This window comes from Mycobacterium sp. 852002-53434_SCH5985345 (genome assembly GCF_001667155.1).
GTDB lineage: Bacteria > Actinomycetota > Actinomycetes > Mycobacteriales > Mycobacteriaceae > Mycobacterium.
In genome coordinates, this window is sequence record NZ_LZIE01000053.1 from 120,553 (window position 1) to 133,429 (window position 12,877).

At 67.7% G+C, this 12,877-nt stretch carries 17 protein-coding genes; 3 read left to right on the forward strand and 14 right to left on the reverse strand.

Annotated features, from left to right (window positions below; translation table 11 throughout):
- Window positions 1–91: 91 nt before the first annotated feature.
- The 5 genes from A5756_RS12020 to A5756_RS12040 form a co-directional block, all read right to left on the reverse strand.
- Window positions 92–352, reverse strand: a complete 261-nt coding sequence (locus tag A5756_RS12020; RefSeq protein ID WP_232005343.1) for a DUF3140 domain-containing protein — start codon at window positions 350–352, stop codon at window positions 92–94.
- 8 nt (window positions 353–360) lie between these two features.
- The gene (locus A5756_RS12025; protein ID WP_066952391.1) at window positions 361–576 is read right to left on the reverse strand and encodes a DUF2945 domain-containing protein; all 216 of its coding nucleotides are present in this window, start codon (window positions 574–576) and stop codon (window positions 361–363) included.
- A gap of 13 nt (window positions 577–589) precedes the next feature.
- Window positions 590–2,071 (reverse strand): DUF2867 domain-containing protein, encoded by a 1,482-nt coding sequence (locus A5756_RS12030; protein ID WP_066952393.1) that lies wholly within the window; start codon window positions 2,069–2,071, stop codon window positions 590–592.
- On the reverse strand, window positions 2,071–2,499 hold the full coding sequence (locus tag A5756_RS12035; RefSeq protein ID WP_066952395.1) for a hypothetical protein: 429 nt from the start codon (window positions 2,497–2,499) through the stop codon (window positions 2,071–2,073). Before A5756_RS12035 ends, A5756_RS12030 begins: the two co-directional genes overlap by 1 nt.
- Window positions 2,500–2,650: 151 nt before the next feature.
- Complete coding sequence (locus A5756_RS12040) at window positions 2,651–2,944, reverse strand: lipopolysaccharide assembly LapA domain-containing protein (RefSeq protein ID WP_066952397.1); 294 nt, start codon at window positions 2,942–2,944, stop codon at window positions 2,651–2,653.
- A gap of 104 nt (window positions 2,945–3,048) precedes the next feature.
- Here A5756_RS12040 and A5756_RS12045 point away from each other — a divergent pair, with 104 nt between their 5' ends.
- Window positions 3,049–3,309, forward strand: a complete 261-nt coding sequence (locus tag A5756_RS12045) for a hypothetical protein (protein ID WP_066952399.1) — start codon at window positions 3,049–3,051, stop codon at window positions 3,307–3,309.
- Here the strand turns inward: A5756_RS12045 and A5756_RS12050 are convergent.
- From A5756_RS12050 to A5756_RS12090, 9 genes are read right to left on the reverse strand one after another with little or no spacing between them, the layout of a single operon-like run.
- On the reverse strand, window positions 3,299–3,658 hold the full coding sequence (locus tag A5756_RS12050) for a DUF2784 domain-containing protein (RefSeq protein WP_066952678.1): 360 nt from the start codon (window positions 3,656–3,658) through the stop codon (window positions 3,299–3,301). The genes A5756_RS12045 and A5756_RS12050 overlap by 11 nt on opposite strands.
- Window positions 3,659–3,668: 10 nt before the next feature.
- Window positions 3,669–4,679: a DUF5914 domain-containing protein gene (locus tag A5756_RS12055; protein WP_066952402.1), complete on the reverse strand. Its 1,011-nt coding sequence runs from the start codon at window positions 4,677–4,679 to the stop codon at window positions 3,669–3,671.
- Window positions 4,676–6,211 (reverse strand): FAD-dependent oxidoreductase, encoded by a 1,536-nt coding sequence (locus A5756_RS12060; protein ID WP_066952404.1) that lies wholly within the window; start codon window positions 6,209–6,211, stop codon window positions 4,676–4,678. The genes A5756_RS12055 and A5756_RS12060 overlap by 4 nt, the downstream gene beginning before the upstream one ends.
- Window positions 6,208–6,930: a class I SAM-dependent methyltransferase gene (locus A5756_RS12065; protein ID WP_066952406.1), complete on the reverse strand. Its 723-nt coding sequence runs from the start codon at window positions 6,928–6,930 to the stop codon at window positions 6,208–6,210. Before A5756_RS12065 ends, A5756_RS12060 begins: the two co-directional genes overlap by 4 nt.
- A complete protein-coding gene (locus A5756_RS12070) occupies window positions 6,917–7,228 on the reverse strand; it encodes a lycopene cyclase domain-containing protein (RefSeq protein WP_066952408.1) in 312 nt (103 codons plus the stop codon). Before A5756_RS12070 ends, A5756_RS12065 begins: the two co-directional genes overlap by 14 nt.
- A complete protein-coding gene (locus A5756_RS12075) occupies window positions 7,225–7,548 on the reverse strand; it encodes a lycopene cyclase domain-containing protein (protein WP_066952410.1) in 324 nt (107 codons plus the stop codon). Before A5756_RS12075 ends, A5756_RS12070 begins: the two co-directional genes overlap by 4 nt.
- Window positions 7,545–8,501 (reverse strand): phytoene/squalene synthase family protein, encoded by a 957-nt coding sequence (locus tag A5756_RS12080; RefSeq protein WP_066952412.1) that lies wholly within the window; start codon window positions 8,499–8,501, stop codon window positions 7,545–7,547. Before A5756_RS12080 ends, A5756_RS12075 begins: the two co-directional genes overlap by 4 nt.
- The gene (gene crtI / locus A5756_RS12085) at window positions 8,498–10,030 is read right to left on the reverse strand and encodes a phytoene desaturase family protein (RefSeq protein ID WP_066952414.1); all 1,533 of its coding nucleotides are present in this window, start codon (window positions 10,028–10,030) and stop codon (window positions 8,498–8,500) included. The genes A5756_RS12080 and crtI overlap by 4 nt, the downstream gene beginning before the upstream one ends.
- A 27-nt stretch (window positions 10,031–10,057) precedes the next feature.
- Window positions 10,058–11,194, reverse strand: a complete 1,137-nt coding sequence (locus A5756_RS12090) for a polyprenyl synthetase family protein (RefSeq protein ID WP_369828630.1) — start codon at window positions 11,192–11,194, stop codon at window positions 10,058–10,060.
- A 339-nt stretch (window positions 11,195–11,533) separates the two neighbouring features.
- Here A5756_RS12090 and A5756_RS12095 point away from each other — a divergent pair, with 339 nt between their 5' ends.
- Both A5756_RS12095 and A5756_RS12100 read left to right on the forward strand, forming a co-directional pair.
- A complete protein-coding gene (locus A5756_RS12095; RefSeq protein ID WP_066952418.1) occupies window positions 11,534–12,028 on the forward strand; it encodes a MarR family winged helix-turn-helix transcriptional regulator in 495 nt (164 codons plus the stop codon).
- A gap of 116 nt (window positions 12,029–12,144) precedes the next feature.
- Window positions 12,145–12,870, forward strand: a complete 726-nt coding sequence (locus A5756_RS12100) for a hypothetical protein (RefSeq protein WP_066952420.1) — start codon at window positions 12,145–12,147, stop codon at window positions 12,868–12,870.
- Window positions 12,871–12,877 lie beyond the last annotated feature (7 nt).

The window sequence follows — 12,877 nt, forward strand, 5'->3', positions numbered from 1 at the left end:
CCGCCAAGTGTCTCGCATTTGCACGCGATTGGCCGGTGCAGGCACCGACCCAGCGAGGGTCAGGACTTGGTCGGGTCGTGAGCCCAGTTCATCAACGAGTAGCGCCAATCAACGAGTAGCGCCAAACGCTCTTGTCGATGTCGCCCCGGGGGCGTTGCGCCAGGTGGCGCTTGGCGTAACTGACGACCTTGCGCATATGCGCGTAGTCGTCGGCCGCGAGGTCACTGCGTTTGGCCCTGAGTATCCGGACAATGCGACGACCGCTGGCATGGCCGGTCGACTCATCGCCGCCCCGCTTCTGTCCCACACTCTGCGACTGCTCGGTCGCAAGCCACTCGTCATCGTCGGCCATCGGTGACCTCAGTCCCGGGGGCGCAGCGCGCCGGGCTTGTGGACCGCGTCCGCGCCCGTCTTGTCGCTGCGGACCTTGTACTGCGGCTCGTCTTCGGAAGCGCGCACGGTGCGTCCGGCGGCCTCGGTGTCCGAAGTGATTTCGCCCTCGACCGTTCCCCGGACGGTGCTGCCGTGGCTCCGCCACTCAACCTTGTCGCCCTCGTGAAATTTCTTCTCACCCATGTCGCTTCTCCTTTCAACATGACCGAGCCGCAGCCGGCCTTACGCCACCGCGCGCCTTAGCGGTGACATCGCGGGCGATGCCGCCGAACACCACGTCGCGGTAGGGTGCCGACGCGTTCCAAAAAAGCTGCCCCGCAAGGCCATACGGCTGAAACAACGCCCGCTGGCGGTACTGGGAGCCGCCATTGCCGTCGGGGCTCGCGGACAGCTCCAGCCACAGCCGCCCCGGCAACGGGATATCGGCGCGCAACCGGAGCAGCCGCGGCGTGTCGATGCGCTCCACCCGCCACCAGTCCAGGGCTTCGCCTTCATGCAACTGCTGCCCGTCCAGCGGCCGGCGCAGAAACCGTACGGCGCCCAGCGCGCCGTTGATCCAGCCGCGCAGGGGCCATTCCAACGGAAACGCCGACCAGTTGCGCTCGGCGACGGCCGTTTGGATGGCCCGCCACAGCGTTTCGGGATCGGTGCTGCTACAGCGTTGACGCACATCCTCATACAGCGATCCGCCGGCCCACTGCGGATCGGTGGGCAGCGGCTGGGAAGGCGCACCGTTCATGTCGGCGCGCGACCACCGGGTGCGCAGATCTTTTTCGCGCACGTGCGCGAGGGCGAGTTCGACGGCCTCCTCGAAGTGCATCAGTCCACCGTCGGGATCGGGGATGTACCGGGCGATGTCGTGGTTGGCGCACACCACGTCGTTTTCCAGCGACTCCATCAGCGAGACCGCCAGTTGGCGAGGAATGGGGGTGAGCAGGTCCACCCACGGCGCCGACAGTCGGGGGGTCAATAAGGGCACCGGCACCGCGGGCCGCCTGGGCAGGCCGGCGATCACGGCGTACTTGCGGATCATTTCGGTGTAGGTGAAGCGGTCCGGCCCGCCGATGTCGAATGGCCGGTTCACCTCCGCGGGCAATTCCGCCGCGCGGACCAGGTAATAGAGCACGTCGCGCACCCCGATGGGCTGGACGCAGGTACGCAACCAGCGCGGTGCGACGATCAGCGGAAGCCGCTCGGTGAGGTACCGCAGCATCTCGAAGCTGGCCGACCCCGCCCCGATGATGGCCGCCGCACGCAGCTCGACGGAGGGCACGCCCGAAATTCTCAGCAGGCGCCCCACCTGCGCGCGCGAGGCCAGATGGTCGGAGAGCTTCTGCCCGTCGGGCGTGATGCCGCCGACGTAGACGATTCGCAACAGCCCCGCCTGGGCCGCGCACTCGGCCACATTGCGGGCCGCGCGTTCGTCGAAGTCCACGAAGTCCGGGCGCATCAGCGAATGCACCAGGTAGTACAAGACTTGTCGGCCTTCCAGCGCCCGGCGCACGGCGGTGGCGTCGACGACGTCGCCCTGAACGACGTCCACCTGCCCACGCCAGGCGACGTCGTCAAGCTTGGCGGGGTCTCGGGCCAGCACGCGCACGGTGTGACCGTTCTCCAGCAGCTCGGGGATGAGCCGCGTGCCCAGGTATCCCGTGGCGCCGAACACGACGCAGTGCATCAATTCGCTCCTTCAGCCGGGTGGTCGTTGGGGGTGGCGGTGTGGGCAGGATGCCCCGACGTGCGCCGGCGCTCCTTCAGCCGCGCTTCGTAGGCGTGGCGGCGACCGTCGGTGAGCCGGCTACGCACCAGGCGTTCGACTTCTCGGAAGCATCGGTAGTAGCCCTCGTCGTAATCGTCGACGACCTGGAAGGTCCACCGGCCGGGTAACACGTTGCGCCCGATCAGTTCGCGGCTGATGTGTTGCGCCAGATCGGAGTGGCCAAGCTCGTGCAGCTGGGCGGCCGCGGCGTCGAGCTGCAGGTCGGCCCGCCCGGTCAACTGGTGGAAGGAGTACAGGTGTCCCCGGGCGCGCTCGACGGTTTCCAGTGCCTCGGTGACTTTGCCGACCGCCTCGGCGACGGCGTCGCCCGTGTCTGCGTGATCCATGGCTTCCTCCCCGACCGGTCGCTATGGCATTCCCCTGGGATCCATAGTTTAAAACACTTAATAGTTAAGTTACTGGAATAAACCGGCACCGCCATAGTGGTCCGCTCGTGATGGCTTGCCGAGCAAGGGTTTTAGGCGCCGGCTGCCAGGATCAGAGCGCCTTGAGATGCTTCTTGGTCGCCCTGCGCAGCTGGATGATCCGCGCGGCGCCGACGAGCACCGTCGTGGTCGCACCGGCGACCGCCGCCAGAAGGTAGCCCACCCCGACCGGCAAGTTCCAGTGGAAGCCAAGGAAGTGAACGGTTATGGATTCGGTGTTCTGCGCGACGAAGATAAGCAGAATGATCAAGATCACCAAACCGACGACGAGCGCCCACCAGGCCGCCGCCAGCCGGGTGAACGATCGGGATGACGGCTCGGAGGGAACGTGCGGCTCAGTGCTCATGCTGGTGACTAGCCCCTCACGCAGTGGGCCAAACACGCCGGAGTCCTCGAGATCGTGTCGTGCCCCGCCGTTTAATCCGCCGGTTCTGGGGTATCTGGCCTGCGATGACTGTGAAAGAGGTACCGCAGCGCGTCTGGCGCGGCCGGCGCAAGGTGATGCGCTTGCAACGAGACCTGTGGCTTGCCCAGTTGGCCGTCTGGCCGACGTTGATCGTGTCGGCCGTTTTGCTTTCGGCGCTCACTTGGGCTTTGTGGCAACGAAAGTGGCAACGCAAGTCGGTTCGGAGTCAACCCGACGCGGTGCCGCCCGTCACGGATCCTTCATGGGCCGGTGCCTCGCCGCCGCAGGCCGGCCTCAGCGGCTGACGCGCCTCGAGAACAGGCTCCAGGAGGCGGCCGCCGACAGGAACGCGAATGCCTGTGCGACACCGATGCGGCCGGACGGAACGAAAAGCCCTGCGACATAACGGTCGACGAATCCCGTGCTGGGCAGCGGATCCATGTCGGCGCGGCGACGGGCCCATGATTCCAGTGATGTCAGCGGGCATGGCAGCTTGAGCGCGACGACGGCGGCCCCCCAGGCGACGGCCGCCCGGTGCAGCACAATGGTTCGCGGCCAGCGCAGCGCGAGGAAGCCGCCTGCGGGCACGTAGGCCAGGTAGGCGAGGTGCACGCCGACCGTCACCACGACCGCGGCGGCATACCCTCTTCGCATGGCCAAGCCGTCAGCCGAGGCCGGCACGCACCTGGTAGCGGCGCTCGGCGTAGGCCAGATCGTCGCGCCAGAGCCTGCCGGCCGCGAAGCGCATGAGCGGTGTGATCAGCGGCGCCGCCCGGAACGCCCGCTTGAACCCGGGACGGTCCGAATGCGCGATGGTGGCTTCCAGCACGGCGGTGCGTGGCCGCCCGTCGGGGCCTGAACCGACCGGTGTGGCGTGCGTTTCCACTGTGCTGCCGGTTCCCTCGCCGTCCACGATGCGCATGACGATGGTGCGTGCCTCGGGGCAGCTGAACTCCGCGACAACGGGAACGCCCAGGCGGCCCATCCGGAAGGTCACCGCCACCAAGAAGCGATCGATGTCTTCGGTTGGCGTGGTGAGAACTTCGAGGCGGGCGAACGAGTACGGGTGGAACCATGCGCCGTGCCAGGGGTCAAGCCGATTGGCGATGATGTCGGCGGGCTCGCACACGCCCACCATTCGGGCGACGGCGGCCAGGGTGTCACCGGCCGGCCGGGCCGGGATCACCGGCTCCTCCAACGGGGTCTCCCCACCCACGCCGTCGAGCCGCACCCAAACCAGGGTGCCGTCGTCGTGGCTGGGCAAGGGGCTCCAGCCGAATTCGCTCGCGCGGCCGTCCAGGGCCAGCCCGTGCCATCGGCAGATCAGTGTGCCGCCGTGCACGGTCCCGGTGGCCAGATCGGCCCCCAGGTGTGGGCAACTGCGGGGCCCGACACAAAGCCGGTGTTCCGCGTCGCGCCAGGCGACGACCTCGACCCCGGCGACCCGGGCGCCGAACGGCCGCCCGGGACGCACGTCGGTGCTGCCCGCGAACGCGAACCAGTTCCCGGTGGGTCTTTGCAGGGCGCGTTCCAGCGCGCCGTCGATGATGGCCGGTTGTGCGTCCCGGTAGGTCGGGCGCTGCTCGGCCCACGGCGTACGCGGAACCACCTGCAACGGCCAGTCTTTGGCTCGAGTGGCCGGCAACAGGTGTTGCAGCTGTTCACGAAAATTCATCGTCGGGCGGGTCCTTCGCGGCTGGCGAGCCATCGCAACACGGGTGACCGGCCACGGGTGGGCACCGTGACCAACGGGTGACCGGCCAGTCCCCATCTTCCCAGCAAATGGTTCGCGGCGCACCATCCCGTGGTCGCGGCGCGCTCCATGAGTGCAACGGGCAAATCCACGCGGACGGAGTCACCGGCCAACAGCAGACCGGGCTGCGGCGTGACCACCGGCGGGCGGTGCGCATACGATCCCGGTGAAAACAGCGGGCAATCGTTGCGTTGCAGCAGCCGCTCGCAAACGATTTGCGCCGCGGCGGTTTCCGGATAGATCTTGTGCAGCTGGCGCAGCATGGCGGCCCTCGACGGCGCGGCGTCGAGGGCGTAGGAGTGCAATTCGACGACGGACCCATGGTGAGTGCGTGACCATTCCGCGGCCTGACGTTCGTAGCGCTCCAACACGCTGATGTTGTCCAGTGGTTCGTGGCCGGCCGTGCCCAGGAACGCCGGCCGCCGGGCGGCGACGGGCCGATCGAGCCACAATCGATACACGGCGAATGGCGGGGCGGTGCGCAGCTGTGCGATCTGTGCGCGCCAGTCGTCGGTGGCCAGGCCGGTCGATGCCGCGGCGATGCGCTGCAGACCGGCCACGTCGGTGGCGAGCACCACGGCATCCGCCTCCACGTGGTCGCCCGAATCGGTCTGCACCCGGAACGGTTTCGACGGCGCCGTGTCGATGTGCGAGGCGCCGGTGCCGAGCCGGAAGCGCACGTCCCGTGCCTCGAGGTAGCGCCGCAGCGGCTCCCAGAGCGCGCTGTCGTAGTTCGACGTGGGGACGTCGAAGATCAGGCCCTCGGACGACCCGAGGAAGTAGATGTGGAACATGGTCGCCAACTCGGCCGCGGAAAGCTTGGCCGGGTCGGCGAAGAAGCTGCGGGAGAACACCTCGAACGCCAGATGCCTTGCCGCCTCAGGGAATCGGATGCTCTTCAGGAAGGTCGCGGCGTCGAAGTGGTCGAGACGCTCATAGACTCCCGGCACCGAGACGGCCGCCAGGGGCGCGGCCGCGCGCGCGTCGATCTGCAGGAAGTCGCGGAGCCGGAAGGTCGGGCTGCGCGCCGCGAACGCCACCGCGTTCCACGGCGGGGTCCGCGGCAGCCCGCGGAAGGTGTCCCGCCGGCCCGCCCCGTCGATGAGCGGATAGTCGGCGACGGGCGTGAGCATCCGCAACTGCGGATCGATGCGCCCGAGCAGGGACCGCAGGTTGTAATACTGCCGGAAGAACGCGTGGAAGCCGCGATTCATCGCGAGGCCGGTCCCGCCGTGCTGCTCCGTCCAGCCGCCCACCCGGCCGCCGAGGTAGGGTTCGCGCTCGATCACCTCGACGGCGACGCCGCGTTCGGCCAGTCCGGTGGCGGCGGTCAGGCCCGCGATGCCGCCGCCCACGACGACCACGCGGGGTTGTGACTCCAGCGCACTGGCATCCGGCAATCCGGTTGTCGCGGAATGTGTTTCGCGCCGCCGATCGGTTCCGATGGCCGTCATGGGGCATCCGCCAGGAAGGTGTGCACGATGTTGGCCTCCCAGCCGGGCATCGTTTCGCTGTGCACCGCGGTGAACCCCGCATCGGCGAGGCGGGTGCGGAATCGTGCTGCGCCGTCGAACTCCAGCACGCTGCGCCACAGGTAGCGGTACAGCGCCGTGTCCCGGGTGCGCCACCACCCGGCGGGAATGATGATGCCCCAGCACACGGCGTGCCAGATTCGGGTGGCGGCGGCGGAATCGCGCACCGAGTATTCGTGCACCGCCAGGGTGGCGCCGGGTCGCAGTAACATCCGGAGTTTCCGCAATTGGCCGTCCCGGTCGGCGAGGTTGCGGATCAGGTAGGCGGCCAGGATGCCGTCGAACGGTCCGGTGATGCCGTGATCTGCCAGCTGCTCGACGGGGGTGTGCACGAACCGCACCGACGGGGGCCAGTCTTTCGCTTCCGCCGCGTCGAGCATGCCCCGTGAAGCGTCGACGGCGACGATGTCGGCCTCGGGTGCCACGGCGAGCAGCGCGGCCGTCGAGGCGCCGGTGCCGCACCCGACGTCTAGTAGCCGTAAGCCCTTGCCGCGGTTGCGGATTCGCATGCGGCGGGCGGAGAGCAGCAGTTGGTCGTGGTAACCGGGGCTGGCGCCGACCAGCCGGTCATAGGCCGTCGCTCCTGCGTCGAACGCTGCCGACAACTGGTCGGGAGTGGGACCCGCCTCATCGACGCGCACGTTGGCGTTCCCATCCCAGCAACACGGCGGTGGCCAGCGCGAAGCCGAACAAGAAATCCTCGACCGGGATGTCGAACGGGAAACGCAGGCCGGTGATGTGTCGAGGGTCGTAGCTGACGATGGGGGAGCTGAGCTTGGTCAGCCAGCCGTCGACCGGGACCTGGAAGCCGAGGGTGATCAGCATCGACAGCCAGTAGGCCGGCCGCCGGAACAGTCCCGTGCGCAGCACCGCCAATTCCAGTGCGATCACGGCCAATACGGCCGCCACGGCCGGAACGGTATAGCCCACCCCCGTCATCGGCGGTTGACCCTTTCCAGAATGGTGCTGACGGCGTTGTATGTGAGCAGTGCGCATATCGGGATGACGACGAAGAACAGCACCTCTTCGATCGGCACATGGAACGGGATGCTCAGGCCGGTGATGTAGGCGCCGTTGTACGTCCACACGTGCGCGGCGATGGCGATCTCGTCCCACAGCAGGAATACCGCGGCCACCGGCCAGACCGCCTTGACGAGCCGCCGCCATTGCCGGTAGACGCCGGGACCGAACATCTCCAGGGGCGCGGTGATCGCCAGGCATGCGGCCAGGACCAACAGATATTGCCCACGATCGGTCATGCGGCCCCCGGGGAATCCGAAACACCGGGCGAGCCATTGCGCGCCCGCCACGACCGTATCAGCCCGATGCCGGCGACCTGCAGTCGTCGAGCCCTGCCGACCGTCGCCCGGTGATTGAACACCGCGAAGTCGCTTTCTTCGATGCGGTCCAGGATTTCCGAGTACAGCGCTGCCGCGGCCGCGACGCAGGGTTGCGAGCGGGCGCTGAGCATGGCGATGCCAGGAGCGGCGAAACGGTAAGTCTCCCGGGTGATCTCGTGTTGAGCCGCCAGTGCCTCCTTGACCCGCGGATCGGTGCGGCGGTGTTCGTGACACCAGGTCAACAACTCGCGGTCGACTCCATGGGCGGCGAGTTCGTCGGCCGGCAGGTAGACCCGTTGCCGCAAGAGGTCTTCGTCGATGTCGCGCAGGAAGTTGGTGAGCTGGAATGCCCTGCCCAGCGCGGCGGCATACGGCGCGGCCTCCTCGACCGGCGCCACCGTCCCCAGCACGGGAAGTACTTGCAGCCCAATGGCTTCGGCGGAGCCGCGCATGTAGAGATTGAGCGCTTCGCGGTCCGGATAGTCGGTCACCGTGAGGTCCATCCGCATCGACGCCAGGAAATCGTCGAACAACTCGGTGCCGATCCGGTACCGGCGTGCGGTGTGGGTCACCGCGGCGAGCACGGGATTGTCCAGGTGGTCTCCGCCCGCAAAGAACTCGTCGGCCAGTTGCTGGAGTCGTTGGGCGCGGATGTCGGTGCGCAGCTGGGGATCCAGGTCGTCGAGGATGTCGTCGGCGTAGCGCGCGAAACCGTAGAGGGCATGCACCGCCGGCCGTTGGTCGGGCGCCAGCAGCCGGGTGGCCAAGAAGAAGGTGCGCCCGTGCGCGGCGTTGAGCTCGCGGCAGCGTCGATAGCCTGCGCGCAGGCGCGGCTCATCGATGCCGGCCGCGTCCAATTCGCTGCGGATCATGTCAGCCCGGCTCCCAGGTCGTGGTGTGTCGCCATCCGGTCGGCTCGGCCGGCATTAGGGCCGGTGATGCGGTCGGCGGCAAGCCGCCCCGAGATCAGCGTGGTGGGCACACCGACACCGGGCACGGTCGACGACCCGGCGAGCACCGCGTTCTCGACGCCGCGCACCATGTTGGCCGGCCGGAAGGGGCCGGTCTGCCCGAAGGTGTGGGCCAGCGCAAAGGGGCTGCCTGCGGCCATGCCCTGCCGCGCCCAGTCGGCGGGTGTGACGACGTCCAATACCGTTGCCTCTTCGGGTAACCCGGGCAGCAACCGCGCCGCCACATCGCCGATGAGGTCGTGGACATAGAGATCGCCGACGCTGCCCCAGTCGATGTTCCCGCGATCCAGGTTCGGTGCCGGGGCGAGCACGTACAGCAGGTCACGCCCGTCGGGGGCCAGCGTCGGGTCGCTCGCGGTGGGGCGGGTGACCAGGAGCGACGGATCCTGCATCAGCCGTCCGTCGCGGATGATGTCGGTGAACGTCTGATCCCAGGAGTCACCGAACAGGATGGTGTGATGCGCCGTGTCCGACGCGACGCGGCGGCAGCCCAGGTGAGCCACGACCGCCGACGGCGCGTGCCGCAGCCGCACGGGGCGACGCGGTGTGCGGCCCAACAATTCGTAGGTCTTCGGCAGTTCGGTGGTCAGCACCACCGCGTCGCAGGCGATCGGGTCCAAGCGGTCCGTTCGCACGGCGCTGACCCGCCCTCCGGCGCGGTCGAGCCCGGTCACCGTCGCGTTGTAACGGAACTGGACCCCGGCGTCGGCGGCCACCGCGGCCAGGGCATCGGGGAGCGCGCGAACGCCGCCGCGCGGAAAGAACACGCCCGCGACGGTGTCCATGTAGGCGATGACCGCATAGACGGCCAGAGCGTTGCGGGGCGCTACGCCGGCGTACAGCGATTGAAACGTGAATACCCGCTGCAGCCGGGGATCGCTGATGTGGCGCCTGACCACGCGATCCCATTTGCGAAACCCGCCGATCGCGGCCAGCCGCGCCAACTGGGGCGTGAGCAACGACAGCGGGGAATCGAAATTGGCGGCGATGAACCCGTCGAATTCGATCCGGTACAACCGCTTCAGCCACTCGCGCAGCTTTTGGTAGCCCGCTGCCTGCCCGAAGCCAGCGAACTCTTCAATGGCGGTTGCCATCCGGTCCGGATCGGTGTGCACGTCGAGCGCGCTGCCATCGGCGAACACCGCCCGGTAGGCCGGATCGAGCGGCAGTAGCTCCAGCCGGCCCGACAGGCTCCGCCCCACGGCCGCCAAAGTCTCGTCGATGATGTCCGGCATCGTGATCACCGTCGGCCCGGTGTCGATGCGGTAGCCGTCGATGTCGAGCCGGCCGGCGCGGCCGCCCGGCCACGGCTCGCGCTCGACCACTGTGACCGCCCGCCCCCGTCCCGCCAGGTGCAACGCGGCGGACAGGCCCGCCAGGCCGGCCCCGATCACCACCACGTGCTCGCTGCGTCCTTCGATGGTCCGCATATCAGCATGCTCCCAAACTTGTGGCACTCATTCGGCACGATCCGTACACGCGGCCGCCATTTCGTCCAGCGCGGCACGGACGGCCTCGTCGATCGGGGTGTCCCCAAGGTGCTCACGCGCCGACGCGACCCGGTCGCTGATCATCTCCTCGATCATCGCGACGGCCCCGGTCTTGACGATCAACGCCTTCCACCGGTCGAGCGCATCGTCGTCGAGGACGTGGCCGTTCATCAATTCGTTCATTGCGGCGCGGGTCGTCGGATCGGCCAGCTGGTGTGCGGCCACCACGACGCTGGTTGCCTTGCGTTCCAGCAGATCTCCGGAACACGGCTTCCCCGTGGTGGCCGGCGAGCCGAAGATGCCGAGGACGTCGTCGCGAAGCTGGAACGCTTCCCCGACCGCGGCGCCGTAGCGGCCCAGTCGTGTCATGGTTCGATCGTCGCAACCGGACATCGCCGCGCCGATCTCCAGCGGTCGCCGCACGGTGTAGTTGCCCGACTTGCGCCGCGCCACGTCGAGCACGGCCTCCAGCGGAGGCATGTGCCGGACATCGGTCGTCAGGTCCCCGAACTGACCAATCGCCAGCTCCGTGCGCATCGTGTCGTAGCGGGGCCACGCCTGCTGCAAGCGCCCGGGTGGGACGCCGCTTTCGCGCAGCATCTGCTCGGACCAGATCAGGCAGAGGTCACCCAGCAGGATGGCGGCCGATTCACCGAACCGTCGCGCCGACCCGGATAACCCACGCTCGCGGTGCCATTGGGCGAAATGAAGGTGCGCCGAGGGGCGCCCCCGCCGTTCGGTCGAACCGTCCATGACATCGTCCTGCAGCAGCGCAAAAACGTGCAGCAGCTCGAAACTCGCGGCCGCCTGCAACGCCGCTTCGCACGGCGCTGCACCGCAGAGCCATCCCAGATACGCGAAGGTCGATCGCACGCATTTACCGCCGGAGATGAACGCCGTCAGGATGTCGCTCGCGGCATCGATGCGCGTGTCGTCGAGCTCGCGACGCCGTGGCGCGACGAAGTCGGCGAGGTGGGCGAGAACCGCGTGCCGCACGTCCGAGCGCCATTCGTCCGAGCGCCATTCGTCGAAGTCCTTTACTGCTGACCGTTCCGCCGCGATTACCGGCGACTCGGTGGCGGGTGTCAACGACAAAGCACCCATTTTGGCCACGCGCTTCCCTCCTGGACGGCTTGGCATTCCCTGGTTAGATCGGCTCAAACACACGCGGTCATCGCCGCTGCTCGGAGCATCAAAACGCCCTTGCGACAGCAACCGCTCCGATCGACCCTGTTCAACCTCGGACGACCTTACCCATCACCTTCAATAACTTAAACATTAACTTAATGAAATTCTTCTCGGTCCGCCAGCCGGGAGCGGGTCGTAGTCGTCGCCGCCTCGACCCTTCGCGCTGCCGGCAAGCTCGTCACCGAGGATCATTTCAGTCAATTAACCATTAACGAACTGAACTGTGTGGCGGTTCAGGGATATGCTCACATTGTTATGGAAGCTGACGGGCAGCGCGGGAGCCGCGATGCGCTGGAGTCGCTGATCTCTGCCGATCTGCGAGAGATATCAGCCGAATCCGACCAGATCGGGCGGCAGTTCGCGATGTCACATCGTCTGCGGCCCAATGACTTCCGAGCGTTGATGTATGTCATGGTCGCAGAAGGCGCCGGGCGTCCGATGACCTCCGGTGATCTCAGCCAGCGGATGGGACTGTCCGGTTCGGCCATCACCTACCTCGTCGATCGGTTGATCGATTCGGGACACATCCGTCGCGATTCACACCCAGACGATCGTCGTAAGGTCGTCCTGCGTCATGGCGAAACCGGCCTGGCCACCGCCCGGTCCTTCTTCAGTCCGCTGGGCGCCCTCACCCGGGTCGCCCTGGAGGAGCTGCCCGATGCGGACTTGATGGCCGCCCATCGGGTGCTCGGCGCGATGATCGACGCGATGCAGCGATTCCAGGGCGACGGAAGCGGCCCCCGGCCTTGATCGGGCGACCTCCGAGCTGGCTTTTTGCCGGTTTGACGGCATTGCCGGCGGGTATCCACGGCTCATCAGCGTGTCCGGCAAAATCGTCGGACTTACGTGAGGGGTGGTGTGGCCCAATGGAAGCGGTCAGCTGCCGGTGCGGTCGCCTGGCGATCGTGTTCGCGTTCGCGTTGATGGTCGTCGGATCCCCGGGCTCGGCGACCGCCGATCCGGCCGTCACGGTGTTTCCCGGTATGGAGATCCGGCAAGGTGGCACGGTTTGCATGGTCGGCCTGGTTGAGCCCCGGTTGCGGGTCGCGGTGACCAGCGGCCAATGCGAGAGTGGAACGTCGGAAGTCACCGACCGGGACGGAAACCCGGTCGGAACGGTGGTGCTCGCGCGCCGCCAGGCCGCCGACGACACGGCGGCGAACGGCGCGATGCTGCCCGTCGAATACGAGGTCATTGGGCTTGGTGCGACCGTGACGGCCTCGGACGTGTTGCCGACTGGCCGGCAGCTGACGTCGTCGCCCGGCCTGCGCGCGCAACCCGGCCTGCCGGTGTGCCAGTTCCGCCGGGCGGACGGCCAGCGGTGCGGATCGATCAGCTCCGTCAGCGATGGCCGCTTCATCATTGAAGACGTCGCCGTGGACAGCCGTGACTTCGGCGGCCCCGTTTATGCGCTGACGGACGACAACCGGGCCGTGATCGTGGGGTTGTTCGAGGGGATTTGGGGATCGGTGCCCGAGATCGAGTCGTGGCAGGCAGTCATGCAGCAGGTCTACATCGACGGTCGCTCACAGAATCAGCAGCAACAATTGCCCGGTGAAGCGCGCATGATCGGACATCGGGTGATCGCGTGACCGCTCT

Excerpts from the sequence above, each read along its gene's own strand:
- A5756_RS12060 (WP_066952404.1), bottom strand. The coding sequence starts at position 6,211 with ATGACGGCCATCGGAACCGATCGGCGGCGCGAAACACATTCCGCGACA.
- A5756_RS12040 (WP_066952397.1), bottom strand. The coding sequence starts at position 2,944 with ATGAGCACTGAGCCGCACGTTCCCTCCGAGCCGTCATCCCGATCGTTC.
- A5756_RS12025 (WP_066952391.1), bottom strand. The coding sequence starts at position 576 with ATGGGTGAGAAGAAATTTCACGAGGGCGACAAGGTTGAGTGGCGGAGC.
- crtI (WP_066952414.1), bottom strand. The coding sequence starts at position 10,030 with ATGCGGACCATCGAAGGACGCAGCGAGCACGTGGTGGTGATCGGGGCC.
- A5756_RS12090 (WP_369828630.1), bottom strand. The coding sequence starts at position 11,194 with ATGGGTGCTTTGTCGTTGACACCCGCCACCGAGTCGCCGGTAATCGCG.
- A5756_RS12050 (WP_066952678.1), bottom strand. The coding sequence starts at position 3,658 with ATGCGAAGAGGGTATGCCGCCGCGGTCGTGGTGACGGTCGGCGTGCAC.
- A5756_RS12055 (WP_066952402.1), bottom strand. The coding sequence starts at position 4,679 with ATGAATTTTCGTGAACAGCTGCAACACCTGTTGCCGGCCACTCGAGCC.
- A5756_RS12080 (WP_066952412.1), bottom strand. The coding sequence starts at position 8,501 with ATGATCCGCAGCGAATTGGACGCGGCCGGCATCGATGAGCCGCGCCTG.
- A5756_RS12035 (WP_066952395.1), bottom strand. The coding sequence starts at position 2,499 with ATGGATCACGCAGACACGGGCGACGCCGTCGCCGAGGCGGTCGGCAAA.
- A5756_RS12020 (WP_232005343.1), bottom strand. The coding sequence starts at position 352 with ATGGCCGACGATGACGAGTGGCTTGCGACCGAGCAGTCGCAGAGTGTG.
- A5756_RS12030 (WP_066952393.1), bottom strand. The coding sequence starts at position 2,071 with ATGCACTGCGTCGTGTTCGGCGCCACGGGATACCTGGGCACGCGGCTC.
- A5756_RS12070 (WP_066952408.1), bottom strand. The coding sequence starts at position 7,228 with ATGACGGGGGTGGGCTATACCGTTCCGGCCGTGGCGGCCGTATTGGCC.
- A5756_RS12075 (WP_066952410.1), bottom strand. The coding sequence starts at position 7,548 with ATGACCGATCGTGGGCAATATCTGTTGGTCCTGGCCGCATGCCTGGCG.
- A5756_RS12045 (WP_066952399.1), top strand. The coding sequence starts at position 3,049 with ATGACTGTGAAAGAGGTACCGCAGCGCGTCTGGCGCGGCCGGCGCAAG.
- A5756_RS12100 (WP_066952420.1), top strand. The coding sequence starts at position 12,145 with ATGGAAGCGGTCAGCTGCCGGTGCGGTCGCCTGGCGATCGTGTTCGCG.
- A5756_RS12095 (WP_066952418.1), top strand. The coding sequence starts at position 11,534 with ATGGAAGCTGACGGGCAGCGCGGGAGCCGCGATGCGCTGGAGTCGCTG.